This is a genomic window from Rhizobium sp. 05N430, assembly GCF_056396985.1.
Map to the genome: position 1 here is coordinate 188,793 of NZ_JBFTMO010000008.1, position 25,653 is coordinate 214,445.

Below are 25,653 nucleotides of genomic sequence, written 5' to 3' on the forward strand. Positions count from 1 at the left end.
CCGGTGATTGCAGATGTGGCGTGGCGGCTTGCCGCCAGGAGAATGACCAGATGAAGCAGGATGCGGCATCGCCTGCGGCAGAAGACGAAGGGGTGGCAATCGTCACCGATCGTCGCGCGCTCTTTGCATTGCCCGGTCTCATGCTGGCCGGTGGTGCGCTTCTTTGTGCCACCGCCACACTCTTCGTGCTTCTCGGCTTCACGCCGATCGAACCGACCTCCCGCGTGGTCATCACCTCCGTCGTCGTCAATTCGTTCTTCGTTCTCGGCCTGATGGCGCTGATCGGCCGCGAGGTCGCACGGTTGATGAAGGCCCGTACGCGCGGAAGGGCGGCCGCCCGCCTCCACATCCGCATCGTCGTGCTCTTCTCGCTCGTGGCGATCACGCCGGCGATCCTCGTCGCACTCTTCGCCAGTATCACGCTGAATGCCGGTCTCGATCGCTGGTTCGCGCTCCGCACGCAGTCGATCGTCAGTTCGTCGCGCAATGTCGGCCAGGCCTACATGATGGAGAACGCCAGTTATCTCCAGGGCCAGACCGTATCGATGGCCAATGATCTGGAGCGCAATCGCACGCTCTACAATCTCGATCGGACCGGCTTTGCGGAATTGATGACCCGCCAGGCGCGTGGCCGCGGCCTGCTCGGAGCTTTTCTCGTCGAAAGCAATGGCGACGTCATCACCCAGGCGGACATCAAGACCGAGAAGCCGCTGCCGGCGATCCCGCCGGATGCGCTGACCAAGGCCGCTGCCGGCCAGCCGACGCTGATCCCGCCGGGCGTGACCAATCTCGTCGGCGCCATCATCAAGCTCGAATCTATTCCGGATGCCTTCCTATACACAGTGCGTGCGGTCGATCCAAAGGTCATGGGCGCGATGCGGCTCATGCAGGAAAATGCCAACGAATATCAGTCGATGGAGGCAGGCCGCGTCTCGCTGCAGATCGCCTTTGCCGTGCTCTATATCGGCTTTGCGCTGATCGTGCTTCTCGCGGCCATCTGGACCGCGATTGCCGTCGCCGACCGTATCGTCCGGCCGATCCGCTTGCTGATCACGGCGGCCGACAGCGTTGCCTCGGGCAACATGGACATCGTCGTTCCTGTGCATGCCGTCGATGGCGACGTTGCCAATCTTTCGCGCACCTTCAACAAGATGATCTCCGAGATCCGCACGCAGCGGGACGAAATTCTGGAAGCGAAAGACGAGGTCGACGACCGCCGCCGCTTCATCGAGGCGGTCCTATCCGGTGTGACCGCCGCCGTCATCGGTGTCGAGGGCGACCGGGCAATCACCATCGTCAACAGCTCGGCCGAGGCATTGATGACGCTTGACGCGTCCGACATGCTCGGCAAGCAGCTGGCCGATATCGCCCCCGAGGTCGATCAGGTGCTGACCGAGGCCGCCCAGCGCTATCGCGGCGATTTCCGCAAGCAGATCGCCCTCGTGCGGGGCGGTACCGTTCGCACGCTCAGTGTCCAGGTGACGCGCGAAGAGGTGCGTGATGGCGCCGAATCCTACGTCATCACGCTCGACGACATCACCGATCTGGTCATTGCCCAGCGCTCGACGGCTTGGGGCGACGTGGCGCGCCGCATTGCCCATGAGATCAAGAACCCGCTGACGCCGATCCAGCTCTCGGCCGAGCGCATCCAGCGCCGGTACGGCAAGCAGATCAATCAGGACGACAAGACCGTCTTCGACCAGTGCACCGATACGATTATCCGCCAGGTCGGCGACATCGGCCGCATGGTCGACGAATTCTCGGCCTTTGCGCGCATGCCGAAGCCGACCAAGGAGCAGAGCGACCTGCGCGATATCCTGCGCGACGCGATGTTCCTGCGCGAGATGGGCAACACCCATGTCAGCTTCCTGCAGGATCTCGGCGAACGGCCGCTTGAAGGCATGTTCGACAGCCGCATGCTCGGCCAGGCCTTCGGCAACCTCATCAAGAATGCCGTCGAGGCTATCGAGTCGGTGCCGAGCGAGGAGCGCGACGAGCGCAAGGTGCTTGTGCGCGCCGGCATGGACGAGGGCAGGGACCGCTTCACCGTCGATGTCATCGACAACGGGCGCGGCCTGCCTGTCGAAAACCGGCACAGCATTCTGGAGCCCTATATGACGATGCGCGAGAAGGGCACCGGGCTCGGCCTGGCGATCGTCAAGAAAATTATTGAAGAGCATGGCGGGCAGCTTGAGCTGCATGATGCGCCCGCAGATTTTGACCAGGGGAGAGGAGCCATGATCCGCGTGCATCTGCCGCGTCTCGAGCCGGCCTCGTCCGCCCCTGCTGAAACCGACAAGGAAAGCGTTTATGGCCTCTGATATTCTCGTCGTCGACGATGAGCACGATATTCGCGAGATCGTCTCGGGCATCCTTTCGGATGAAGGTCACGAAACGCGCACGGCGCATGACAGCGACAGTGCGCTGGCAGCGATTTCCGATCGCGCCCCGCGGCTGATCTTCCTCGACATCTGGATGCAGGGCAGCAAGCTCGACGGTTTGTCGCTGCTCGACGAGATCAAGACCCGCCATCCCGATATTCCGGTCGTCATGATCTCCGGCCATGGCAATATCGAAACCGCGGTTTCCGCCATCAAGCGCGGCGCCTTCGATTTCATCGAGAAGCCGTTCAAGGCCGATCGCCTGATCCTGATTGCCGAGCGCGCGCTCGAGAATTCCAAGCTGAAGCGCGAAGTCTCGGAACTGAAGAAGCGGGCAGGCGATGCCGTGGAGCTGATCGGTACTTCGGTTGCCGTCTCCCAGCTTCGCCAGACGATCGAGAAGGTGTCGCCGACCAACAGTCGCATCATGATCTTCGGTGCATCCGGTTCTGGCAAGGAGCTGGTGGCACGGATGATCCACAAGAAGTCGACGCGCGCCAGCGGCCCGTTCGTCGCGCTGAATGCCGCCAACATTACGCCGGATCGCATGGAGATCGCGCTTTTCGGCACCGAAGGTTCGCCAGGTCAGGCCCGCAAGACCGGCGCGCTCGAGGAGGCGCATCGCGGCATTCTCTACCTCGACGAAGTCGGCGAGATGCCCCGCGAGACACAGAACAAGATCCTGCGCGTGCTTGTCGACCAGCAGTTCGAACGCGTTGGCGGCTCGAAGCGCGTCAAGGTCGATGTCCGGATCATCTCCTCGACGGCCTATAACCTGGAGAGCCGCATTGCCGAGGGCTGGTTCCGTGAGGACCTCTATCATCGCCTGGCTGTGGTCCCGGTTCGCGTGCCGGCGCTTGCCGAGCGCCGCGAAGACATTCCGTTCCTCGTCGATCAGCTGATGCGCCAGATCTCCGAACAGGCCGGCATTCGCCTGCGCCGGATCGGCGACGACGCGATGGCGGTGCTGCAGGCGCATGACTGGCCGGGCAATATCCGCCAGCTGCGAAACAATATCGAGCGGCTGATGATCCTTGCCCGCTCGGATGGTCCGGATGCGCCGATCACCGCCGACATGCTGCCGACCGATCTCGGCGACATGCTGCCGAAAGTCTCTGCCAAGAACGACTACCACATCATGACGCTGCCGCTGCGCGAGGCCCGCGAGATGTTCGAGAAGGACTATCTCATCGCCCAGATCAACCGCTTTGGCGGCAACATCTCCCGCACCGCCGAGTTCGTCGGCATGGAGCGCTCGGCGCTGCATCGCAAGCTGAAGTCGCTCGGCGTCTGACAATTTTCCGGCGCGCAAGCCCGCGCCGGCGCTCTTCATTGCCCCACAGCCAGGTTTCCCGATGCCAAGAATTTCCTACGTCAACGGCCAGTATGTTCCCCATGCCCAGGCGGGCGTTCACATCGAGGATCGTGGCTACCAGTTCGCCGATGGGGTCTATGAGGTCTGCGAAGTCAGGCATGGCTATATCGTCGATATCACCCGCCACCTCGACCGGCTGAACCGCTCGCTGAGTGAACTCCGGATCGCAACGCCGATGAGCCGCGCGGCACTGGTCACCGTGATTCGCGAGACGCTTCGCCGCAACAAGGTGAAGAACGGCCTGTTCTACATGCAGGTGACGCGCGGCGTTGCGCGGCGCGACCACGTCTTCCCCGCCGAAGGTACCAAGCCGTCAATCGTCATCACCGCCAAGAGCACGGATCCATCGATCATCGCCAGGAAGAATGCCAGCGGCATCAAGGCGATCAGCGTGCCTGATAACCGCTGGGACCGCGTCGATATCAAGACCGTCGGCCTGCTGCCGAATGCGATGGCCCGCCAGCAGGCCAAGGAGGCCGGTGCCCAGGAAGCGATCTATGTCGATCGCGACGGCTTCGTCACAGAGGGGGCTGCAACGAACGTCTGGATCGTCGATGCCGATGGCACGCTGATCACCCGTCCGGCTGAGCACGGCATCCTGCGCGGCATCACCCGCACGACGCTGATCGATGTCGGCGCCAAGCTCGGCCTCAAGATCGCCGAGCGCAAATTCACCGTCGCCGACATGCTGGCGGCCCGTGAAGTCTTCATCACTGCCGCGACAAGCATTTGTTTTCCCGTTGTTTCCCTGGATGGCCAGACGATTGCCAACGGTCACCCCGGCAGCGTCTCCCAGAATATCCGGGAAGCCTTTTTCGACGTTGCGGAAAAGATTGCGATTTGATACCAAGATTTGCTGGACGCAGGGGATGAGGGTTACCTGCTGATGGCTTGGAGAGGCTGATTAGTATTCCACCGGCTGAGACATGCCGGCAATAAAGAAAGAAGCGGCGCGATGGCGGAACGTTCTCAGAATTTGCAGGACTTATTTCTCAATACTGTTCGCAAACAAAAGATTTCCCTGACAATTTTTCTGATTAACGGCGTTAAGCTGACCGGCGTTGTGACCTCGTTCGACAACTTCTGTGTTCTTCTTCGCCGTGACGGTCATTCGCAACTCGTGTATAAGCACGCGATCTCGACCATCATGCCGGGCCAGCCGATGCAGATGTTTGAGAGCGAAGAAGCCGCTTCCTGATAGGATCAGACGTTATTTCGACACGCGATACGAAGAATGATTCCATCATCCCGGAAGCCGAAAAGCTCCGGGACGATATGAACGCGACCGTCGTCGTGCCTGTTCTCAAGCAGGCACGTGGACGCGGCGCATCCGCTGACGGTGCGATCACCGTCACCCGCTCTCCCGAAAGCCGGCTCGAAGAGGCCAGCGGCCTTGCCGAAGCGATCGACCTCGATGTCGTCTATGGTGCCATCGTGCCAATCAGCGATCCGCGGCCGGCAACACTGCTCGGGACCGGCAAGATCGAAGAGATCAAGGCCAAGCTCGAGGAATACGATTCGGGTCTGGTGATCGTCGATCACCCGCTGACGCCCGTGCAGCAGCGCAATCTCGAAAAAGCATGGAACGTCAAGGTCATCGACCGGACCGGCCTGATCCTTGAAATCTTCGGCCGCCGTGCGTCCACCAAGGAAGGCACGCTGCAGGTCGATCTGGCGCATCTGAACTACCAGAAGGGCCGCCTGGTCCGCAGCTGGACCCACCTTGAGCGCCAGCGTGGCGGTGGCGGCTTCATGGGTGGTCCGGGCGAAACCCAGATCGAAGCCGACCGGCGCATGCTGCAGGACCGGATCATCAAGCTCGAGCGTGAGCTGGAGCAAGTGGTGCGCACCCGCCAGCTGCATCGCGCCAAGCGCCGCAAGGTGCCGCATCCGATCGTGGCCTTGGTCGGATATACCAATGCCGGCAAGTCGACGCTGTTCAACCGCATCACCGGTGCTGGCGTGCTCGCCGAAGACATGCTCTTCGCGACGCTCGATCCGACGCTGCGCCGCATGAAGCTGCCGCATGGCCGCACAGTCATTCTCTCCGACACGGTCGGCTTCATTTCCGATCTTCCGACGCACCTGGTCGCAGCCTTCCGCGCGACGCTTGAAGAAGTGCTGGAAGCCGATCTCGTGTTGCATGTCCGCGACATGGCCGATGACGACAATCCGGCCCAGAGCGCCGACGTGCTGCGCATCCTCAACGACCTCGGCATCGACGAGGCCGAAGGTGCCAAGCGCATCATCGAGGTCTGGAACAAGATCGACCGGCTGGAGCCGGAAACGCATGATGTGATGGTCCAGAAGGCCGCCGGCACCAAGAATGTCGTGGCGGTTTCGGCCGTCAGCGGCGAGGGCGTCGATCGGCTGATGGAAGAAATCAGCCGCCGCCTGTCTGGCGTCATGACCGAAGCAACCATCACTATCCCGGTCGGCAAGCTTGCTCTTCTGCCGTGGATTTACGAGCACGCCATCGTCGATGCCCGCGAAGACAACGAAGACGGGTCGATCACGCTCGACCTGCGCCTGTCGGAGACGGAAGCTACGGCGCTCGAAGGGCGGCTCGGCAGCGGGTCGAAGGCCAAGGAAGATTGGGAGCGCTGAGCGCTCCAAGGCTCTAGCTGTATTTTCGGTTTATGGGAGGGGATGGCATGGCTGGGTTCAAGGCGCGTGCTGGAGGGTTGCTGCTGATTGCGCTTGGATGCGCGATCGCGTGGTTCTTTCTCCTGCAGCCGCTTGAGGAAGCGCAGGCCGGTGTTCCCGAAGTCAGCTATCAGCTGAAAGCCTTTCTTGCCGTGCCCGCCTGCCTGGTCTTCGGCCTGGGCTTTCTGGTCGCCGGTGCGAAGCTCAACTATCGCGATGCCGCCGCGAAAAAGCTGACGGCAACCGGCTGGATAATGATTGCCATCGTCGCTGTTCTGACGGCCGCAGGCTACTGGTGGTTCCAGCAGCAGTTCTCCGCGCTCGGCTATAGCCGCGCCGTCTGATTACTCAAGGCAGTTCGCCGTGGGGCGAAAGCCACTCTAGGCCAATGCGACCAACTGGATCGAGCAGCTCGCCGGTGACCAGCGTCGTGATCAGGTTTCGCAGCAGTGGCAGTTTGGTCGCCGGACCGATCATCACATCTCTGCTCATCGGCAGGAGACGGCTGTCGGACTGATAGAAGGGTGTCAGCACCCGGCTCAGCAGTTGATAGAACCGGATGTGCAATTGCCGTTGCCTGAGATGGCGGGCGATCGCCTCGCTGACCGACGGTTCGCGGGCAAGCGCCGCGCACAGCGAGGCGGCGTCGAGCAGCGCCATATTGGCACCCTGTCCGAGCTGCGGGCTTGTCGCGTGCCAGGCATCGCCGATCTTGACGCTGTTTACTGCCGCAAGCGGTACCCGCGTATGATGCCGGTAACGGGCATGAACGGGCTCGGCCGCAGCGGCGAAATGCGCTGCCTCGGGCCAGAAGCGATGCACGGCCTCCATCCAGGCCTCGCGCCCAGCGTCCCGCCAAGCCGCCACATCCTTATTGCGGATGCTCCAGAAGAAGGTCGCCATCGCCGCCGCGCCATCCTTCGCCGTCCCGACCGGCAGGACGCCCGCCATTTGGCTGGCGCGGTGGTAGCGCTGCTCCAGTTCGTCGGAGCGGAAGATTCCCGACCCATCCCATGGGACGGTGGCCCAGAGTGCGCCATAGTCGAGTTCGGTCGACGATTTGTAGCCGATTGGCGAACTCGCACCCATGGCATCGACGACGAGGTCGGATGCCGATGACATCTTGCCATTGCCGAGCTTCAACCGCGGCCGCACGCCCGGCTCGAGCGCCGTCACCCGCGATGCAGTCTCGAAGCCGACGCCGGCGGCGACCGCTGCATCAAGCAACAGATCGAAAAGTGCGACACGCTGGATGGCGATGCCGGAGGCGCCGTTGCGGTAGCCCACGTCGAGAACGGTGCGGCCCGTCGTCGAGAGCTTTCCGTGCATGCGCCGTATCCTAGCGCCGCGTTGCTCGACCTTATCAAGCAGACCCATCGCAGAGAGAACGGCCGATCCCGTAGGCTGCAACACGAAGCCCGATCCGACCGGCTGCGGTGCCGCCATCTGGTCGTAGATGGTCACGGCAGCACCATGGCGGGCCAAGAGTGCCGCAAGCGACAGTCCACCGATCCCGGCACCAGCAATCGCGATCTCAACGCCGGCGAGCTTCATGGCGCCTCAGCCAAGCTGCCGTTCGATGGCCTTGGCGGCCTGCCAGATTTCCTCCATTCGTTCCAGGCTGGCGGCTTGCAATGTCTCGCCTTCCTTCTCAAGAACAGTTTCTATATGATTGAAACGGCGCCTGAACTTGGTGTTGGTTCCGCGCAGGGATTGTTCCGGATCGGCATCGACATGGCGGCCGATATTGACCACGGCGAAAATCAGATCGCCAAGCTCGTCGCTGACCTTGGCCCTGTCTCCCTGCGCCAGTGCTTCCCGCAATTCGCCGATCTCTTCCTCGATCTTGTCGAGGATCGGCTCCGGCGCCGACCAGTCGAAACCGACCTTGGCGGCGCGCTCCTGCAGCTTCAGCGCTTCGGTCAGTGCCGGAAAGCTGCGCTGCACGGAGCCGAGATGTCCTGCGTTGAAATCCTCGCTCAGGCCACGCTTGGCGCGGCGTTCAGCGCGTTCGCGCTTTTCGGCCTGCTTGATCTCGTCCCATTGCTGCTTTACCCGCGCAGGCGTATCGGCATCCGAACGGTCGAAGACATGCGGGTGGCGACGGATCATCTTGCGGGTGATCGCTTCCACGACATCGCCGAAAGAAAACTCGCCGGCTTCCTCGGCCATCCGCGCATGAAAGACCACCTGCAGAAGCAGGTCGCCGAGCTCGTCGCAGAGATCGTCCATATCGTTGCGCTCGATCGCGTCGGAGACCTCGTAGGCTTCCTCGATCGTATAGGGCTTGATGGTCTCAAAGGTCTGGACGATGTCCCAGGGGCAGCCGGTCTCAGGATTACGCAGCGCCGCCATGATCTCGATGAGGCGCGAAATGTCTTTCGAAGGTTCCATGATCGCTCAATTCAGGGGAATGTCGTTGGCGCTTTTCGAGGATTGGTAGCTATCGGAGAGTGCCGCGTAGCGCGCCTTGATTCTGGCTGCCTGTTCCTTGAGTTGGGCGCTGAGATGATGCTCTTCGGTTTCCACCAGGTCGGCAATCGCAAAACTGTTCCAGAAGGCGTTCTGCTTGCGATAGCCGCCGGGTTCCAGCCCGAAGACTTCCTTCAGGATTTTCAGGTCGTGCGGGATCGCGAAGGCGTCACGCGAATCCTCGTGGCTGAAGAAATAGTAGAAATTGTCGAACCCAGCCCAGGTGATCGCCGACATGCACATCGTGCAGGGCTCGTGGGTCGAGAGGAAAATCAGGTCCTTCGTCGCCGGCTTGTCGCCGATCTCGTAAAAGCGCTTCAGCGTATGAACCTCGCCATGCCACAACGGATTTTCGAGCTCGTTGTTGGTTTCGGCGATGACCAGCGACAGATCGGACTTGCGCAGGATCGCCGCGCCGAACACCTTGTTTCCGGACGCGACGCCGCGCTCGGTCAGCGGCAGGATATCGCGTTCCATCACGTCGAGCAGGCGAGGGGCGATCGTCTTTGAGGCCATGGCTTTCTCCTTTTGCCCCGAAGTCTATCCCGCCCGGGCAAGAAGAAAAATGCCGAAATGCCAGATGGACGTTTTTGATCACAGGCTTTATATTGCACTGCAGCGACAACGGCGTCGCTCGGGCGACTTTTCTCAAATCAGTGGCATGCAGGCAAAAGATTACGCGGAGCGCGTAGGCTTTCGAATTTCTGTTTCTTCAACGCCTTGCCCGTTACAGGCATATTGGCGCAACTTCGAAGTGGAATGATAATGCCTTCCAAGAGCGAACAGCTATCGGTTTTCCCTGCCTTCTTCCGTATGGAAGGGCGGGTCGCAGCCGTCTTTGGCAACGGAGACGAGGCCTTTGCGAAGGTGCGCCTGCTGATGAATACGCAAGCGCGGATCGTTGCCTATGCCGACCGCCCTGATGCGAGCTACCACGCTTTCCTGATTGCCAACCGCATCGAGACGGTTCGCGCGGATTTCAGCCCCGATCAGGTGAATGGCGCAGCGCTCGTCTTTGCCGCCACCGGCGAGGCCGTGCAAGATCGCGCGATCGTCGATGCCGCGCGCGCCGCCAGGATTCCGGCAAATGCCGTCGATCAGCCCGACTATTGTGATTTCTATACGCCGGCCCTCGTCAATCGCGCGCCCGTCGCCGTCGCGATCGGCACCGAAGGCGCCGGTCCCGTGCTGGCGCAGATGATCCGCGCGCAGGTCGATCAGCTGCTGTCGCCGTCGCTTGGGCGTCTTGCAACACTGGCGACCAGCTACCGCCGCGCCGTCGAACAGCTAATTCCGCGCGGCGTTTCCCGCCGCGTCTTCTGGCGCGGTTTCTTTTCCGGTGCCGTGGCCGATGCCGTTGCGAACGGCAATCTGCCCGAAGCCAAGCGTGCCGCGAATGCGCTGCTGCAGGAAACCGGCAAGGCGCAGGGCCGCGTCTGGCTGGTCGGCGCCGGTCCGGGTGCCGAAGATCTGCTGACGCTGCGTGCCCAGCGCGTCATGATGGAAGCCGATGTTCTGGTCTTCGATGCACTGGTCCCGCAGGCGATCGTCGATATGGGCCGCCGCGATGCTGAGCGCATCTCCGTCGGCAAGCGCAAGGGCTGCCATTCAAAGTCGCAGGAAGAGATCAACGATCTGCTGGTGCAGCTTGGCCGCGAGGGCAAGCGCGTCGTGCGCCTGAAGTCCGGTGATCCCCTAGTCTATGGCCGGGCAGGCGAGGAGATGGCGGCGCTGCGCGCGGCAGGTATCGCCTATGAGATCGTCCCTGGCATCACGTCGGCTTTCGCTGCCGCCGCCGATTTTGAACTGCCGCTGACGTTGCGCGGCGTTGCCTCGTCGCTGGTCTTCACCACCGGTCACGATCTGACCGGCGATGTGCTGCCCGATTGGGCAAGCCTTGCGGTTTCCGGCGCGACGATTGCCGTTTACATGGGCCGCACCGTTGCTGCTTCGGTCGCCGAGCGGTTGATGGAGGCAGGCATCCCGGCGGAGACCACGGTCGCTGTCATCGAGAATGCCAGCCGCGCCGATCGCCGCCTGCTGCATGGCATTCTGCGCGATCTTCCCGACCTGCAGCATCTTGACGAATTGACGGGTCCCGTCATGGTCATTATCGGCGATGCGGTAGCAGGCGCCAATTTCGAATTGTCCGAGCCGCTGGTGCGCCGTCAGGCGACCGTGCCGGAACTTGCAAGGAGCTGATTATGGTAGACAAGGTACTGACCGCCAACCGCCTGACGGATGGCATTGCCGTCTGGCTCGATGCCAATGGCGCTTGGGTCACCTCGTTGCAGGATGCGCTCGTCGCCCGCCATGCCGAAGCGGTGGCGGCGCTGGAGGAAATCGGCAAGAAGGCTTACGCCGACAACAAGGTTGTTGACGTGAATGTCATCGAAGTTCAGGAAACCAACGGAGTTCTGTGGCCGCTGCGCCTGCGCGAACGTATTCGCGCGCAAGGGCCGACCATGGAATATGCGCCGGGCTACAAGCCTGCCGATCCGGAATTCATTGCAGTCTGAGGAAGCAGATGTACCGTTACGACGAATTTGACCACGCCTTTGTCGCCGAGCGCGTTGCGCAGTTCAGCGATCAGGTGCAGCGCCGTCTTGCCGGCGAGCTTTCCGAGGATGCTTTCAAGCCGCTGCGCCTGATGAACGGCGTCTATCTGCAGCTGCATGCCTACATGCTGCGCATCGCCATTCCCTATGGCACGCTGAGCTCCAAGCAGATGCGCATGCTCGCCCATGTCGCCCGCACCTACGACCGCGGCTATGGCCATTTCACCACCCGCCAGAACCTGCAGTTCAACTGGCCGAAACTCTCCGACATGCCGGCCGTTCTCTCCGAGCTGGCGACCGTCGAGATGCACGCGATGCAGACATCGGGCAACTGCATCCGCAATGTCACGGCCGACCATTTCGCCGGTGCTGCCGCCGACGAAATCGCCGATCCCAGGCCTTATGCAGAGATCCTGCGCCAGTGGTCGTCGGTCCACCCGGAATTCTCCTTCCTGCCGCGCAAGTTCAAGATTGCCGTCACTGGCGCCGAGCGCGACCGTGCGGCGATCCAGGTCCACGATATCGGCTTGCATCTGAAGAAGAACGACAAGGGTGAGATCGGTTTTGCCGTCTATGTCGGCGGTGGCCAGGGCCGCACGCCGATGGTCGCCAAACTGATCCGCGACTTCCTGCCGGAAGAGGATCTGCTCTCCTACACGACTGCAGTCATGCGCGTGTACAACCTGCACGGCCGCCGCGACAACAAGTACAAGGCCCGTATCAAGATCCTCGTCCATGAGACCGGCGCCGAGGAACTCGCCCGCCAGGTCGAGGTCGAGTTCGCGCAGCTGAAGGATACCGAGCTCAGGCTTCCCGAGCAGGATGTCGAGGCGATCACCGCCTATTTCGCGCCGCCGGCCCTGCCGCAGCGCGCCGAAGGCTGGGAAAACCTCGCCCGGTGGAAGAAGGCCGATCCGGCGTTCGCCCGCTGGGTCCAGCAGAATGTCCAGCCGCACAAGAACCCCGACTACGGCATGGTGACGATCTCGTTGAAGCCGATCGGCGGCATTCCGGGTGATGCGTCCGACAGCCAGATGGATTCGATTGCGGATATCGCCGAGGAATATGCCTTCGACGAGATCCGCGTCAGCCACGAGCAGAACCTGATCCTGCCGCATGTGGCGCTGGCCGATCTCGAAGCCGTCTATCGCGGCCTCGTCGCCATCAATCTGGCCGAAGCCAATGCCGGCCTGATCACCGATATCATTGCCTGTCCGGGCTTGGACTATTGCGCGCTGGCCAATGCGCGCTCGATCCCGCTGGCGCAGGAAATCTCGCGCCGATTCGGCGATGCCGAGCGTCAGGCCGAGATCGGTGAGCTCAAGATCAAGATTTCGGGCTGCATCAATGCCTGTGGCCACCACCATGTCGGCCATATCGGCCTGCTAGGTGTGGAAAAGAAGGGTGCCGAACTCTATCAGATCACCCTTGGCGGCTCGGGTGATGAGCACACCTCGATCGGCGAAATCATCGGCCGCGGCTTCGAGCCTGAGAAGGTGACGGATGCGATCGAGACGATCGTCGATACCTATCTGAAGATCCGCAAGGATCCGTCAGAAATCTTCCTCGAAGCCTACCGCCGCGTCGGACCGCAGCCTTTCAAGGATGCGCTCTACGGCTCGGCAGCGGAAGCGGCATAAGGAGGGGATGATGACCAAGATCTGGAGAGAAACCGGTTTCGTCGAAAACGATGCCTGGATCATCGAGACCGAGGAAGTGAAGGCGACCGGCGATCAGAAGCCGCTGCTTCCCCTCGATGAGCTGCTTGCCAAAGTGCAGGAGAGCAACGATGTCGGCCTCGGCGTGCTGATCAAGCCCGCCGACGATGTTCGCAAGCTCGAGCCTTATCTCGACCGTCTCGCGATCATTGCCGTTGCCTTCCCCGCCTTCAACGACGGCCGCGCCTTCAGCCATGCCTCGCTGCTGCGTGATCGCCTCGACTACAAGAGCGAGTTGCGCGCCGTCGGCGACGTGCTGATCGACCAGGTGCCGCTGATGCTGCGCGTCGGTATCGACAGCTTCGCTGTCACCAACGAGACGGCCTTGAAGCGTCTGTCGGAAAACCGTCTTCCGGGAATTCAGCATCATTATCAGCCTGCTGTGCGTGACGCGGACAGTGGCAAGGGCTATAGTTGGCGCCGTCAGGCGAAACCGGCGGCATAAGGCCGGCTCGCCGTCATCTGATGACGGAAGCGATGCGATGAAGAATTTCGAAGTGGCGGTGATCGGTGGCGGTCTCGCCGGCATGGTTGCCGCGGTAGCGATTGCCCGCGGCGGCCGCAATGTGGCGCTGATCGCGCCGCCTGCGCCCAAGGAAGACCGGCGCACCACGGCGCTGATGGATCAATCGATCCGCTTCCTCGACCGCCTGACCCTTTGGGGCAAGCTGAAACCGGCCACCGCGGCGCTGACCAGCATGCGCATCATCGACGGCACGAATCGCCTGCTGCGCGCACCGGCAACGATCTTCCGCGCCCCTGAGGTCGGCCTCGATGCCTTCGGTTACAATTTCCCAAACAAGGCGCTGACCGAGGTGCTGGAAACGGCGATTGCAGGTGAGGGCAACATCACCCGCTTCGATGCCTTCGCCGAGACGATCGAGATCGGTGCCGAAAGCGTGACGCTGACGCTTGCCGGCGGCGAGCAGCTGACGGCGGATTTCGCCGTGGGCGCTGACGGGCGCAAATCGAAGCTGCGCGAGACGTCCGGTATCGATGTTCGCAACTGGTCCTATCCGCAATCCGCCATGGTGCTGAACTTCAGTCATTCCGTGCCGCATCAGAATATCTCCACCGAATTCCACACCGAGCATGGGCCGTTCACACAGGTCCCGCTTCCCGGAAGCCGCTCCAGCCTCGTCTGGGTCCAGAACCCGGCGGAAGCGGCTGCAAATGCGGAGCTCTCCCTGGAGGATTTGAGCCGGCTCGTCGAGGAGCGCATGCAGTCGATGCTTGGAAAAGTCACCGTCGAGGACGGCGTCCAGGTCTGGCCGCTCTCGGGCATGATGGCGCACCGTTTCGGCAAGGGCCGCATTGCCCTTGTCGGCGAGGCGGCGCACGTCTTCCCGCCGATCGGCGCTCAGGGCCTCAATCTCAGCCTGCGCGATATCATGGCGCTGACCGACATTCTTTGCAGCCGCGCCGAGCTGCCGGTGGCAGCCGATTCGGGCGATCAGTTCGACCGCAAACGCCGCGCCGACATCATGACGCGCACCGCGAGCGTCGACTTGTTGAACCGGTCTCTGCTGTCCGATTTCCTGCCGGTACAGATGCTGCGGGCCGCTGGGCTGCATGTTCTGTCAGCCATCCCGCCGCTGCGCAGCATCGTGATGCGCGAGGGCATAGAGCCAGGCCGCGGTCTGCGCGGCATACCGGCTGCGTTGAAGGAAAGGCTAAGCCGGCAGAAAGCCTGATTTGATCGCGATCAGAAACACCGACACCGTCACGACGGAAAGGGCCGTTGCGATGAGAATCGTTGCCGAGGCGCGTTCCTGCCAGACGTGATACTGCTGGCCGATGACGAAGACGTTGGTCGCGGTCGGCAGCGCCGCGAGCAGCACCGCGGCATAGACCCAGATCGGATCGAACCCGCCGACCAGTGTCAACGCCCCATAGACGACGAGCGGGTGCATGATCAGCTTTGCCGGAACGATATAGCCGATTTCGGGCGGGATTCGCTTCAACGGTCTAAGCGCGAGTGTCACACCCATCGCAAACAGTGCACAGGGCGCGGCGGCCTGCGCCAGATAATCGACGAACTGCCGCAGCGCTGACGGTTGCTCGAATTGCAATGCGGCTGCGAGAAAGCCTGCTGCCGTCGACAGGATGAACGGGTGCAGCGCCACCTTCTTGATAATATCCGCGGCGATCTGTCCGCGTGAACGATCGTCATCGCCAGCCGCCGCCATCATCGCCGGCGCGACGATGAAATGCATCGCATTCTCCAGACAGACGATCAGCGCCACCGGGACGGCCGCCTTGTCGCCGAAGGCGATCAGCGCCAGACCCGGCCCCATATAGCCGATATTACCGTAAGCACCCGCGAAGGCCTGGATCGTCGATTCGTCCATGCGGCTTTTCCGGACATAACGGCCGATGACGAAGAGTGCGATGAAGATCGAATAGGTGGCGGCGAGATCGGTGGCGATGAAGTCGATTCGCGCCAGGTCTTCCACCGGTGTCCGCGACACCAGCTTGAAGAACAGCGCAGGCAGCGCGGCATAGATGATGAAGGTGTTCAGCCACCCGAGCGCCTCGGCGGGCTGCTTGGTCGCCTTTGCGGCAATATAGCCGATCAGGATCAGGCCGAAGAACGGCAGAAGAAGGCTAATGATGTCGGTCACGGGACCGTCCGATGATGTTGCAGTTCGAAGCTTGTGCTTCCGGCTTAGCCGATCTGCATCAGGATTGGAAAGGTCTGCTGGAACCAGATTGCGGCTTGACTGATGAATCCGAACATGAAGGCCAGCCCCGTCAATACCAGAAATGCGCCGAGAACCTTCTCGACCGTGCCGAGGTGACGGCGGAAACGCGCCAGGAAGCGCATGAACGCGCCGGAAAAGCCTGCAGCAATCCAGAACGGAATGGCAAGCCCGAGCGAATAGATCGCCAGCAGGCCAGCGCCGGAACCGACCGTTTCGCGCGAAGCGGCGACACCAAGGATCGCACCCAGTACCGGACCGATGCAGGGCGTCCAGCCGAAGGCGAAGGCAAGGCCCATGACATAGGCACCGGTCAGCGTCGCCGGCTTGCCGCCGCTCTGGAACCGCGCCTCACGTGCCAGCAGGCCGATTCGGAAGAGGCCGAGAAAATTCAGCCCCATGATAACGATGATCAGCCCGCCGATCTTCGACAGCAGATCAAGGTGCTGGCGAAGAGCCATGCCAATACTGGAGGCGCCGGCACCCAGCGCCACGAAAACGGTGGCAAATCCAAGTGTAAAGAACAGCGCCGAAAAGAACACGCTGCGGCGTACATCGGGCGCGACGGTCACCGCCGCGCCGCCACGGAACTGATCGACGGAAATGCCTGCCATATAGCAGAGATAGGGCGGAACGAGCGGCAGGACACAGGGAGACAGGAATGAGAGGGCGCCGGCGATCAACGCGCTCCACAAGGAAATATCGGCAATCGACACGCATTCTCTCCGGCTGCAATCCAGGCCGTTGTCTAGCGCTGCGACCTGCCGATTGCCAATCACCTTTTTGCGCTCCCGCAAGAAATGTGCCTAACGCTTGTGAAAGTCATGATTTTTCGGTTGACCGCAATGGGTCGCCTGCCTATGTTCCGCGCACTTCCGGCAGGGGCAGCAAAAATGCTGTTCTTGGGGTTAGGTTGCGTAGCTCAGCTGGTAGAGCATTTGACTTTTAATCAAAGGGTCCTGGGTTCGAACCCCAGCGCAGCCACCACACACTTCAAGCTTTGTTTTTCGCAATCGATGCGCCGGGTTGTCCGCGTGTCGTTCTAAGCTTTGCCTGAAATGCAATGGGCCTACACCGTAGCGCCGGTGCAAGCCCATGGAATAGCCGGTTAGCGTCTTCCGGTCAGGCTGCGTCAGACCGGTGAGGGGCCGGAACCGCCGCGGTTGCCTGGCTTGTCGTTGCCTGGCTTGTCGTTGCCCGGCTTGTCATTGCCCGGCTTGTCGTTGCCTGGCTTGTCGTTGCCCGGCTTGTCGCTGCCCGGCTTGTCGTTGCCTGGCTTGTCGTTGCCCGGCTTGTCGCTGCCCGGCTTGTCATTGCCCGGCTTGTCGTTGCCCGGCTTGTCGTTGCCTGGCTTGTCGTTGCCTGGCTTGTCGTTGCCCGGCTTGTCATTGCCCGGCTTGTCGTTGCCTGGCTTGTCGTTGCCTGGCTTGTCGTTGCCCGGCTTGTCGTTGCCTGGCTTGTCATTCCCCGGCTTGTCATGACCAGGCTTGTCATTGCCCGACTTGTCATGACCAGGCTTTCCCTCACCGGGCTTACCATGGCCAGGCTTTCCCTCACCGGGCTTACCGTGGCCAGGCTTTCCATCACCAGGCTTACCGTGGCCAGGCTTTCCGTCACCGGGCTTGCCATGACCAGGCTTTCCGTCACCTGGCTTGCCGTGGCCAGGCTTTCCGTCACCGGGCTTGCCATGACCAGGTTTTCCATCACCTGGCTTGCCGTGGCCAGGCTTTCCGTCGCCGGGCTTGCCATGACCAGGCTTTCCATCGCCGGGCTTGTCATGGCCCGGCTTTCCGCCGCCACCGTTGTCACTGCTGCCGCCGTTGTCGCTATTGCCGCCATTGCCGCCATTGCCATTGCCATTGCCATCGCCGCCGGCCGTCCCGGCGTTGGATGACTGCTGGCCTCTGCTGCTGCCCTGGCTGCCGCCCTTGCTATCGTTTGACCCGCTGTAGCCAGCGTCCGGGATCGACTCCGTCGGCTTGCAGAGCCGGTATTCAAGCGTGCCTGGCTTGGCAATTCTGCAGTTCAGGAGGGTGGTAGGCGCTGCAAATGCGAGACTGCTGCTGGCCAATAGGTAAGCAACGGCGACGCTGTACTTCGCTGCTTTGCGGATCATTGATTTGTCTCCCAAGGTTAACGAAATGCTAACGGAGACAATTCTTATATTAGCAACTAATTAATATGAAGAAATATTTGTGGATAGCCGGACGAGATCTTAATCTATAGTTAATTACGTAAGTATAAAATTTTACTAAAGCTCTAATAAAAAGCATGTTATTGTCCCGCCGCAAATAGAGGGGCTTACATATGATTCGTCTTATTGCTGCTGTTTTCGCTTTGTTTCTTTCTCTGCAATTTCAAGCCTTTGCGGGTCAGTTCCTGCCGGTCACGCGCAGTATCGGCGCGCCTGTCGGATTCGCGTCGGCCTGCGCCAAGTACAGGTGGCTTTGTCACAAGACCTCGTCGCATCAGGCCGGTGAGGGCGCCGGTGTGCCGTTGCTGCAAAAAGTCAACCGTGCCGTAAACGGACGGGTCATTCCGCAAAATGATGGTCCGCTGGCCGCAAATGGCGACGACTGGTCGCTGCCGACAGGCGGCCGCGGCGATTGCGAAGACTACGCGCTGCAGAAGATGAAGGATCTGATCGATGCCGGTTTCCCGGCGGACCGGCTGGCGCTGTCGGTGGTGATTGGCCCGCACGATCAGAATCACGTCGTGCTGATTGCCCGCACCGATGGCAGCGACTACGTGCTCGATAATCTGACGAATGCGGTGCGGCCCTGGCAGCGTACGCCTTACACCTTCCTGGCAACCCAGGATTTCCGGGCGCGATCGGTCTGGCGCGTGACGCTTGCAGGCCCTCGGGCGGGCGAGTTCTCCTGATCGCAATGCGGCCGGAAAGGCGTGCGTGGTGCACACGTCGTTAATGCTGGATTAATCGCAATGATGCCATTGTTTCCATGTTTGAGTGCGGTGCGCGAAGCGCGGAAGCTCGACTGGAGACATGATGAAGAAGATACTCATTTCGACCCTTGCGGCGGTCATCGCGGGAAGCGCCATGCTGGCGACCGCGCCGGCTTCCGTCGCTCAGGATTATGGATGGCAGCGGCGTGACCGCGGCTATTACCCGCCACCACCACCGCCGCGCCGCCGCCACCATGACAATACCGGTGCTGCGATTGCCGGTGGTCTGGCTGCAGGTGTGATCGGTGGCATGATCGGTGGCGCGATCGTCAATAACAGTGGTCCGCGCTATGTCGAGCCGCCACCGCCGCCTCCGCCGCGCTGCTGGTTCGAAGACCGCCGGGTACCCAACGCCTATGATGGCGGCTGGCATATGGAGAGCATGCGCGTCTGCCGCTGATCGCAGACAAGCCTCAAAAGAAAAGCGCGCCGTCAGGGCGCGCTTTTTTGTTTCCGACTGTCAAAAGAAATTGCTGGATCAGCGCCGGGGAAAGTCGTTCCAGCCCGAGGCGCGTGCCTTCGCAACCACCGTCTGCGCCTCGCGGCCGATGAACAAGATGCTGAAGATTGCGACGATCGTAATGATATCCCACATGGCCTGATCCCTCGTTTTGCGGCCCCGCCTCGGGGTCGCTCTATCCTGGCGCGACCGCCATCGCGCGTTTGGATGGCATAGTTATGATCGAAGGCCGCGTTTCAGGATATCGTGAGATTTGGGGATGCCCCGCCGAACGCGCAGCGGGGCATGGCATGACATCAGGCTATGCTCAGCTCTTCAGCTTCGCATTGCAGAGGCTGTAGTAACCGCCGCCTTTCTGGATCCACTTCAGACCGCCAAGCGAATTGCTGGCCTTGTCCTCGTTATAGGCGTCGACGCAGGTATGCATGCGTGCCTTGCCGGGTTTTTCGCTGGCATATTTCGTCGAGATCGCCGTCGGGAACTTGACGCCTGATGGAGCCGCCGTGGTGGGTTTTTCCGGCTCTTCGTTGGTGTTGAGCGAGACATCGGGCTCGGCGGTCGCGTCCGCGCCGCACTGTGCCTTGCGGAAGTCGTTCCACTTGACGCCCTTGGCCGAACCATCCGTCTGCGCGGACTTATACTTGGCGCTACATTCCTTCATCGTCAGTGCCGAAGCGGGCGTTGCCATGAAGGCGGTAGCGCCGAGAAACGCAAGCGAGGTCAGCAGAACTGCACGATTAAGCATTGGTCCATCCTCCGATTGTACCTTGTACGGGTAAACTATCGGTCCGGACGAAATTCTTAGTCAACGTGGCATTTCATCTCACCAACCATAAGTATAATTCCTGAAAATATTGAAGGTTGCACTTTCGTCTTCCTGGCTGGGCTGTCCTTTCCATCATGCGGCCGCGCCCTAGTTTCCTTTGGAACCGAAGGAGGGATGTTTCATGTCAGAGCAATCATGCGAGGGGATCACTGCGCCCCGCAAAGTGCTGCGCGGGCGCCCCTACAGCATCAGCGAATTCGCCCGCAAATACCGGCTCGACGATGAAGAGGCGAAACGGCTGTTCGAGAAATTCGGACCATCGGCGACCGAACTCGACCTACTGATGGCGGCCAAGCGCAAGCCGCCGCTCCCGGCGCCGGGTGTCCGCATGTGAGCCTGTCGCGTAAAGGCGCTTGCCTCTGCGGCGCCGTCCGCTACGTCATTGCCGGCGCGCCTTTGCTCTCCGGTCTGTGCCATTGCGCGGATTGCCGCAAGGAAAGCGGCTCCCTGTTTTCAGCCTTCGCCATCTGGCCGCGCGCTGCATTATCTTATTCGGGCACGGTCTCAGCCTTTGCGGGCCGCAGTTTCTGCCCGCTCTGCGGCGGCCGGCTTTTCTGTCTGACCGAAGACAAGGCCGCCCGCTTTCCGTGGCAATGCGCCTCTATCGCTAATCTCCGGTTCATCTTGCCTATGACTATCTAGGGCTGAACCGAGCAGATGCTCTTATATCTCTGTTTGAGGACTTTCATGAGCGATTCCGAATCTGGAACCGGCCCGAAACCGTCTGCCCCGCAAGCGCCCGGCCATGCCGATCTGGCAGCCGTTCTCGCCGCGTCGGGCAAGCAGCGCCGGTCCGGCCGGTGGCGCGGCAGGCTGCTGGCAGCGGTGGCAATCATTATCATCGGCGGCGGCGCGGCCTATTATTATGCCGGCCGCGGCGGCAACGAATACAGCTACACGACCCAGCCGGTGAAGCGCGGCGATCTGACGGTTCTGGTGACCGCGACCGGCTCCGTCCAGCCGACCGAGCAGGTCGATATATCGAGCGAGCTGTCCGGCACCGTCCGGGACGTCAATGTCGACTACAACAGCACCATCAAGGCAGGCGACGTGCTTGCCGTTCTCGACACCACCAAGCTGGAGGCTGACGCCAAAAGCTCGCGGGCGAAGCTGGCATCGGCACAGGCCAATGTCACCAAGGCCAGCGCCGATCTCGAATCGGCCCGTACCTCGCTGGATCGCGTGAAGAACCTCGTGCAGAGCAACGTCACCACCCGCCAGAGCCTAGACGACGCGACCTACAAATATGACTCCGCCGTCGCCGCCAAACAGATCAACGAGGCCGATGTGCTGTCTGCCGAGGCCGATCTCCAGCTTGCCGAGGTCAATCTGCAAAAGTCGCGTATCGTTTCGCCGATCGACGGCGTCATCCTGACCCGCTCCGTCGATCCCGGCGCGACGGTCGCCGCATCGCTGTCGGCGCCCGTTCTCTTCGTCATCGGCGGCGATCTGAAGAAGATGGAGCTGCAGGTCGATGTCGATGAGGCCGATGTCGGCCAGATCGCTGTCGGTCAGAAGGCGACTTTCACCGTCGATGCCTATCCGGACCGCACGTTCCCGGCTGAAATCGAGCAGATCCGCTTTGCCTCCGAGACCACCAACAATGTCGTCACCTACAAGGCGGTGCTGTCGGTCGACAATGCCGATCTTCTGCTGCGCCCCGGCATGACGGCGACCGCAGACGTGACGGTCGAGGCCGTCAAGAACACGCTGATGGTGCCGAATGCCTCGCTGCGCTATGCCCCGCCGGAAGCGGGCTCCGGCCGCAACCGCGGACTGCTCGGTCTCTTCCGTCCGCCGCGCATGGGGCCACGTTCGGGTGCCGGCGGTGAAGCGCTGACGGGAAACAAGCGCCGCATCTGGGTTCTCCGGGGCGAGCGGCAGGTACCCGTGGTGATCCAGGTCGGCTCCTCCGATGGCCAGTTCACACAGGCGGCGTCTGGCGACATCAAGGAAGGCGACGCGCTTGTGACCGACGCCACGGCGAAGACCCGGTAGGCGGCAGAGCGATGAGCAATCCGCCGCTTCTGGAATTCAAGCAGGTGTCGAAAGTCTACGGCGAGGGCGAGGCGGCAATCCGCGCGCTCGACCATGTCGACATGACGATCAATGCCCATGAGTTCGTCGCCATCATGGGCCCCTCGGGCTCCGGCAAATCGACGGCTATGAATATCCTCGGCTGCCTCGATGTGCCGACATCGGGCGACTATGTCTTTCAGGGCATCTCGACCGGCGGGTTCGATCGCAGCCAGCTGACACTGTTGCGGCGCCACATGCTGGGCTTCGTCTTCCAGGGTTTCAACCTGCTGTCGCGCACATCCGCTGTCGAGAATGTCGAGCTGCCGCTAATCTATCGCGGCATGCCGGCCGGCGAACGCCACGAGCGGGCCAGGGAAGCGTTGAAGCTGGTCGGCCTGTCTGGCCGTGAAAACCACAAGACTCAGGAGCTTTCTGGCGGCCAGCAGCAGCGCGTCGCCATTGCCCGCGCCATCGTCACCGAGCCGGCGCTGCTGCTCGCCGACGAACCGACCGGCAATCTCGACACCAGGACCAGCGTCGAAATCATGGATCTGATGACCCGGCTGAACCGGGAACAGGGGATCACCATCGTCATGGTCACGCACGAGCCTGACATCGCCGCCTATGCACAGCGGCTGCTGCGCTTCGTCGATGGCAAGCTCGAAACCGAAACCGTGCATCAGGCGAGGGCAGGCCATGTTTCTTGAGACGCTGAAGCTGGCACTGCGCGCCATCACCCGCAACATGCTGCGTTCGTTCCTGACGGTGCTCGGCGTGGTCATCGGCGTTGCCGCCGTCATCGCCCTTGTGACGATCGGCAACGGTACGACGGCCCAGGTCACCACTGAATTGCAGCGCCTCGGCACCAACATGCTGTTCGCAAGGCCCGGCCAGTTCGGTCCCGGACGCGCGAGTACCGAAGCGCGCCGCTTCACGGTCAAGGACGTCGAGGCGATCCGCGATCAGGTCGGCGGTCTGCGCGCTGTTGCCCCGCTCAACCAGACGACGGCGACGGTCATCTATGGTGGCCAGAGCCATTCAACCAGCGTCATGGGGACGACCAACGACTATTTCGTGGCGCAGGATTGGGACATGGCCCTTGGCCGCACGTTCGATGCCGCGGAGGAACGCGGCAGGGCGCGCTGCATTCTCGGCGAGACCGTACGCTCGCAGCTCTTCGGAGCCGCCGATCCGACCGGCCAGCAGATCCGCGTCGGCAAGGTCTCCTGCAGCGTCATCGGCGTTCTCGCCAAGCGTGGCCAGTCGGGCATGGGCAACGACCAGGATGATGTCGTCATCATGCCGGTGAAGGTCTACCAGCGCCGCATCGGCGGCAAGGCCAACGCCAACGTGCAGATGATCGTCATCTCGGCCCGAGACGGCGTTGCGACATCGAAGATCCAGGACGAGACGGAGAACCTGCTGCGTGAGCGGCGCAAGATCATTCCTGGCCGCGAGGACGATTTCAACGTCAACGACATGACGCAGATCGCCGAGGCGATGACCGGTACGACGACGCTGCTGACCGGCCTGCTCGGCGCGGTCGCGGCCATCAGCCTGCTCGTCGGCGGCATCGGCATCATGAACATCATGCTTGTTTCGGTCACCGAGAGGACCCGCGAGATCGGCATTCGCCTGGCGATCGGCGCGCTGGAAACGCAGGTGCTGATGCAGTTCCTCGTCGAGGCGGTGGCGCTGTCGCTCTTCGGCGGCATCACTGGCATCGTGCTCGGCATGGGGATCGGCTTCGTTTCGGTGACCCTACTCAAGGTTCCCTTCGTCGTCAGCCCGCTGATGATCGGCGTCGCCTTTGCCTTCTCGGCGGCGATCGGCATGATCTTCGGATATTTCCCAGCCCGCCGCGCCGCGCAGCTGAACCCGATCGAGGCGCTTCGTCACGAGTGAGGTGTCTTTGATTTGCCGTTCGCATCTGTGATCTTGTCATCGCCCGAAAGGCATGCAAGGGATGATATATCAGTAACTTGCAGCGGATCGCCTGATGCAGAACTCGCAAAGCCACCAATCCTATCTGGCGCTGGAGCACGCGATCGTCACGCTTGCGCTGAAGCCGGGTGCTCTGGTGACGGAACGGCAGCTGATCGACATGACCGGCCACGGTCGTACCCCGGTTCGCGAGGCGATCCAGAAGCTTGCCTGGCAGGGCCTGATCGTGGTGCGCCCGCGTGTCGGTTTGCAGATCGCCGAGATCGCGCCGGGTGATCATRCAAGCGTCATGCAGGTGCGCCGCGAACTGGAGCCGATTGCTGCCTCCCTCGTCGCCGAACATGCCGGTGACGACCATCGAATTGCTCTGGCGGCGTGCGAGAGCGCCATGCGGGCCTGCGCAGATAGCGGCGATCTCGCCGCCTTTTTCGCTGCCGACAAGGCTTTCGACGAAATCCTCGAGGAAGCCTGTCCCAACCAGTTCATCACCGCGGCGCTCGGCGCGGTACAGACGCATTCGCGCCGGATCTGGTACTCGACGGCCAATCCGTCGCGCATGGAGCGCTCCATCGCTCTGCATGCCGCCACGATTGAGGCGATCCGCGAGGCGCGCACCGATGAGGCGCGCGACACCATGGTGGTGCTGATCGACTATCTCAGCCAGAAATGAAAACGGCCCCGTTTCCGGAGCCGTTCGAAACAATCTGATGGGGCGTGTCAGCCGACGAAAGCACGCTCGATGACGAATTCGGCCGGCTTGCTGTTGGCGCCTTCTTCAAGGCCAGCCTTTTCCAGCAATTCCTTGGTGTCCTTCAGCATCGCAGAGGAGCCACAGATCATGCCGCGGTCGATGGCCGGATCGATCGGCGGAATGCCGAGATCGGTGAAGAGCTTGCCGGATTCAATCAGGTCGGTGATGCGGCCGGTGCGCTCGAAGTCCTCGCGGGTAACGGTCGCGTAGTGACGCAGCTTGTCACCGACGACTTCGCTGAGCAGTTCGTCGTTGCGGATCTCGTCAACGAGGTCGAAGCCGTATTTCAGTTCGGCGACGTCGCGGGTCGTGTGGGTGAGGATGACTTCCTCGAACTTTTCGTAGGTCTCAGGATCGCGGATCAGGCTGGCGAAGGGCGCAATGCCAGTGCCGGTCGAGAACATGTAGAGACGCTTGCCGGGGGTCAGTGCATCGAGAACCAGCGTACCGGTCGGCTTCTTGCGCATCAGCACCTGGTCGCCGGGCTTGATGCCCTGCAGATGCGAGGTCAGCGGACCATCGGGAACCTTGATCGAGAAGAACTCGAGTTCTTCGGCCCAGGCGGGGCTCGCGATCGAATAGGCGCGGAACACCGGCTTGCCTTCGACCATCAGGCCGATCATCGCAAACTCGCCGGAGCGGAAACGGAAGCCCTGCGGCCGGGTCATCGTGAAGCGGAACAGCCGGTCGGTATAATGCGTGACGCTCAGCACCGTTTCGGCATAGACGTTTGCCGGAATGGAGGAGGCGAAGTCTTCGGTCTTTGCAGGGGCGTTCATTTCGGTATCGGATCCCGTATTCATCGCACGATAATTCTATTGCGAGGCTGATATTACA

28 protein-coding genes and 1 tRNA gene are annotated in these 25,653 nt (G+C 61.7%); 21 read left to right on the top strand and 8 right to left on the bottom strand.

The window, feature by feature from the left end; genetic code table 11:
* Positions 1 to 50 precede the first annotated feature (50 nt).
* From AC1DJO_RS18320 to AC1DJO_RS18345, 6 genes are all read left to right on the top strand, one after another.
* Positions 51 to 2,321 carry a sensor histidine kinase NtrY-like gene (locus AC1DJO_RS18320; protein WP_112388139.1) on the top strand — a complete coding sequence of 757 codons (2,271 nt, stop codon included), beginning with the start codon at positions 51 to 53 and terminating at the stop codon, positions 2,319 to 2,321.
* The gene (ntrX, locus tag AC1DJO_RS18325) at positions 2,311 to 3,675 is read left to right on the top strand and encodes a nitrogen assimilation response regulator NtrX (RefSeq protein WP_112388140.1); all 1,365 of its coding nucleotides are present in this window, start codon (positions 2,311 to 2,313) and stop codon (positions 3,673 to 3,675) included. Before AC1DJO_RS18320 ends, ntrX begins: the two co-directional genes overlap by 11 nt.
* Before the next feature lie 61 nt (positions 3,676 to 3,736).
* Positions 3,737 to 4,600, top strand: a complete 864-nt coding sequence (locus AC1DJO_RS18330; RefSeq protein ID WP_477972242.1) for a D-amino-acid transaminase — start codon at positions 3,737 to 3,739, stop codon at positions 4,598 to 4,600.
* A 111-nt stretch (positions 4,601 to 4,711) separates the two neighbouring features.
* A complete protein-coding gene (gene hfq, locus AC1DJO_RS18335) occupies positions 4,712 to 4,954 on the top strand; it encodes an RNA chaperone Hfq (RefSeq protein WP_003539403.1) in 243 nt (80 codons plus the stop codon).
* 77 nt (positions 4,955 to 5,031) lie between these two features.
* A complete protein-coding gene (gene hflX, locus AC1DJO_RS18340; protein WP_477972244.1) occupies positions 5,032 to 6,363 on the top strand; it encodes a GTPase HflX in 1,332 nt (443 codons plus the stop codon).
* A 47-nt stretch (positions 6,364 to 6,410) separates the two neighbouring features.
* Positions 6,411 to 6,746, top strand: coding sequence for a hypothetical protein (locus AC1DJO_RS18345; RefSeq protein ID WP_477972246.1), 336 nt, complete (start codon positions 6,411 to 6,413; stop codon positions 6,744 to 6,746).
* A gap of 4 nt (positions 6,747 to 6,750) precedes the next feature.
* Here the strand turns inward: AC1DJO_RS18345 and AC1DJO_RS18350 are convergent, their stop codons facing one another.
* Genes AC1DJO_RS18350 through AC1DJO_RS18360 form a run of 3 tightly spaced genes read right to left on the bottom strand, consistent with a single transcriptional unit; the run spans position 6,751 to position 9,390 of the window.
* Positions 6,751 to 7,956 (bottom strand): FAD-dependent oxidoreductase, encoded by a 1,206-nt coding sequence (locus AC1DJO_RS18350; protein ID WP_477972248.1) that lies wholly within the window; start codon positions 7,954 to 7,956, stop codon positions 6,751 to 6,753.
* A gap of 6 nt (positions 7,957 to 7,962) precedes the next feature.
* A complete protein-coding gene (gene mazG, locus AC1DJO_RS18355) occupies positions 7,963 to 8,796 on the bottom strand; it encodes a nucleoside triphosphate pyrophosphohydrolase (protein WP_477972250.1) in 834 nt (277 codons plus the stop codon).
* A 6-nt stretch (positions 8,797 to 8,802) separates the two neighbouring features.
* Complete coding sequence (locus AC1DJO_RS18360) at positions 8,803 to 9,390, bottom strand: deaminase (RefSeq protein ID WP_477972252.1); 588 nt, start codon at positions 9,388 to 9,390, stop codon at positions 8,803 to 8,805.
* On the opposite strand from AC1DJO_RS18360, the gene AC1DJO_RS18365 reads away from it, so the two are divergent.
* The 6 genes from AC1DJO_RS18365 to AC1DJO_RS18390 are packed head-to-tail and all read left to right on the top strand — an operon-like array spanning position 9,389 to position 14,844.
* Positions 9,389 to 9,637, top strand: a complete 249-nt coding sequence (locus AC1DJO_RS18365; protein ID WP_477972254.1) for a hypothetical protein — start codon at positions 9,389 to 9,391, stop codon at positions 9,635 to 9,637. The two genes, AC1DJO_RS18360 and AC1DJO_RS18365, sit on opposite strands and share 2 nt — an antisense overlap.
* 2 nt (positions 9,638 to 9,639) lie before the next feature.
* On the top strand, positions 9,640 to 11,076 hold the full coding sequence (gene cysG / locus AC1DJO_RS18370; protein ID WP_477972256.1) for a siroheme synthase CysG: 1,437 nt from the start codon (positions 9,640 to 9,642) through the stop codon (positions 11,074 to 11,076).
* A gap of 2 nt (positions 11,077 to 11,078) precedes the next feature.
* Positions 11,079 to 11,393 carry a DUF2849 domain-containing protein gene (locus AC1DJO_RS18375; protein WP_477972258.1) on the top strand — a complete coding sequence of 105 codons (315 nt, stop codon included), beginning with the start codon at positions 11,079 to 11,081 and terminating at the stop codon, positions 11,391 to 11,393.
* Between the two features lie 8 nt (positions 11,394 to 11,401).
* On the top strand, positions 11,402 to 13,072 hold the full coding sequence (locus AC1DJO_RS18380; protein ID WP_477972260.1) for a nitrite/sulfite reductase: 1,671 nt from the start codon (positions 11,402 to 11,404) through the stop codon (positions 13,070 to 13,072).
* A 10-nt stretch (positions 13,073 to 13,082) separates the two neighbouring features.
* Complete coding sequence (locus AC1DJO_RS18385) at positions 13,083 to 13,595, top strand: DUF934 domain-containing protein (RefSeq protein WP_477942874.1); 513 nt, start codon at positions 13,083 to 13,085, stop codon at positions 13,593 to 13,595.
* 37 nt (positions 13,596 to 13,632) lie between these two features.
* Positions 13,633 to 14,844: a UbiH/UbiF family hydroxylase gene (locus tag AC1DJO_RS18390; protein WP_477972262.1), complete on the top strand. Its 1,212-nt coding sequence runs from the start codon at positions 13,633 to 13,635 to the stop codon at positions 14,842 to 14,844.
* Here the strand turns inward: AC1DJO_RS18390 and AC1DJO_RS18395 are convergent.
* Together AC1DJO_RS18395 and AC1DJO_RS18400 are read right to left on the bottom strand one after the other, a co-directional pair.
* Positions 14,824 to 15,774: an AEC family transporter gene (locus AC1DJO_RS18395; RefSeq protein WP_477972264.1), complete on the bottom strand. Its 951-nt coding sequence runs from the start codon at positions 15,772 to 15,774 to the stop codon at positions 14,824 to 14,826. The two genes, AC1DJO_RS18390 and AC1DJO_RS18395, sit on opposite strands and share 21 nt — an antisense overlap.
* Positions 15,775 to 15,818: 44 nt before the next feature.
* The gene (locus AC1DJO_RS18400) at positions 15,819 to 16,568 is read right to left on the bottom strand and encodes a cytochrome c biogenesis CcdA family protein (protein WP_112387438.1); all 750 of its coding nucleotides are present in this window, start codon (positions 16,566 to 16,568) and stop codon (positions 15,819 to 15,821) included.
* 195 nt (positions 16,569 to 16,763) lie between these two features.
* Here AC1DJO_RS18400 and AC1DJO_RS18405 point away from each other — a divergent pair.
* Positions 16,764 to 16,839: transfer RNA gene (locus AC1DJO_RS18405), tRNA-Lys, on the top strand.
* A 145-nt stretch (positions 16,840 to 16,984) separates the two neighbouring features.
* Here the strand turns inward: AC1DJO_RS18405 and AC1DJO_RS18410 are convergent.
* Positions 16,985 to 17,968 carry a hypothetical protein gene (locus tag AC1DJO_RS18410; protein ID WP_477972266.1) on the bottom strand — a complete coding sequence of 328 codons (984 nt, stop codon included), beginning with the start codon at positions 17,966 to 17,968 and terminating at the stop codon, positions 16,985 to 16,987.
* Positions 17,969 to 18,159: 191 nt separating this feature from the next.
* Between AC1DJO_RS18410 and AC1DJO_RS18415 the strand changes: the two genes are divergently transcribed.
* Complete coding sequence (locus tag AC1DJO_RS18415) at positions 18,160 to 18,735, top strand: transglutaminase-like cysteine peptidase (RefSeq protein WP_112387435.1); 576 nt, start codon at positions 18,160 to 18,162, stop codon at positions 18,733 to 18,735.
* Positions 18,736 to 18,859: 124 nt separating this feature from the next.
* Positions 18,860 to 19,216, top strand: coding sequence for a hypothetical protein (locus tag AC1DJO_RS18420; RefSeq protein WP_112387434.1), 357 nt, complete (start codon positions 18,860 to 18,862; stop codon positions 19,214 to 19,216).
* Positions 19,217 to 19,583: 367 nt separating this feature from the next.
* Here the strand turns inward: AC1DJO_RS18420 and AC1DJO_RS18425 are convergent, their stop codons facing one another.
* The gene (locus AC1DJO_RS18425; RefSeq protein WP_112387433.1) at positions 19,584 to 20,021 is read right to left on the bottom strand and encodes a hypothetical protein; all 438 of its coding nucleotides are present in this window, start codon (positions 20,019 to 20,021) and stop codon (positions 19,584 to 19,586) included.
* A gap of 202 nt (positions 20,022 to 20,223) precedes the next feature.
* On the opposite strand from AC1DJO_RS18425, the gene AC1DJO_RS18430 reads away from it, so the two are divergent.
* From AC1DJO_RS18430 to AC1DJO_RS18455, 6 genes are all read left to right on the top strand, one after another.
* Positions 20,224 to 20,436: a hypothetical protein gene (locus AC1DJO_RS18430; RefSeq protein WP_477972268.1), complete on the top strand. Its 213-nt coding sequence runs from the start codon at positions 20,224 to 20,226 to the stop codon at positions 20,434 to 20,436.
* Complete coding sequence (locus AC1DJO_RS18435; RefSeq protein ID WP_477972270.1) at positions 20,433 to 20,744, top strand: GFA family protein; 312 nt, start codon at positions 20,433 to 20,435, stop codon at positions 20,742 to 20,744. Before AC1DJO_RS18430 ends, AC1DJO_RS18435 begins: the two co-directional genes overlap by 4 nt.
* Before the next feature lie 45 nt (positions 20,745 to 20,789).
* Positions 20,790 to 22,100 (top strand): efflux RND transporter periplasmic adaptor subunit, encoded by a 1,311-nt coding sequence (locus tag AC1DJO_RS18440; protein WP_477972272.1) that lies wholly within the window; start codon positions 20,790 to 20,792, stop codon positions 22,098 to 22,100.
* Between the two features lie 11 nt (positions 22,101 to 22,111).
* The gene (locus AC1DJO_RS18445) at positions 22,112 to 22,828 is read left to right on the top strand and encodes an ABC transporter ATP-binding protein (protein ID WP_477972274.1); all 717 of its coding nucleotides are present in this window, start codon (positions 22,112 to 22,114) and stop codon (positions 22,826 to 22,828) included.
* Positions 22,818 to 24,026 carry an ABC transporter permease gene (locus AC1DJO_RS18450; RefSeq protein WP_112387428.1) on the top strand — a complete coding sequence of 403 codons (1,209 nt, stop codon included), beginning with the start codon at positions 22,818 to 22,820 and terminating at the stop codon, positions 24,024 to 24,026. The genes AC1DJO_RS18445 and AC1DJO_RS18450 overlap by 11 nt, the downstream gene beginning before the upstream one ends.
* A gap of 94 nt (positions 24,027 to 24,120) precedes the next feature.
* Positions 24,121 to 24,735 (top strand): GntR family transcriptional regulator, encoded by a 615-nt coding sequence (locus tag AC1DJO_RS18455; protein WP_477972276.1) that lies wholly within the window; start codon positions 24,121 to 24,123, stop codon positions 24,733 to 24,735.
* Positions 24,736 to 24,782: 47 nt separating this feature from the next.
* Here the strand turns inward: AC1DJO_RS18455 and AC1DJO_RS18460 are convergent, their stop codons facing one another.
* Positions 24,783 to 25,595 (bottom strand): ferredoxin--NADP reductase, encoded by an 813-nt coding sequence (locus tag AC1DJO_RS18460; RefSeq protein WP_112387494.1) that lies wholly within the window; start codon positions 25,593 to 25,595, stop codon positions 24,783 to 24,785.
* Positions 25,596 to 25,653: the final 58 nt, after the last annotated feature.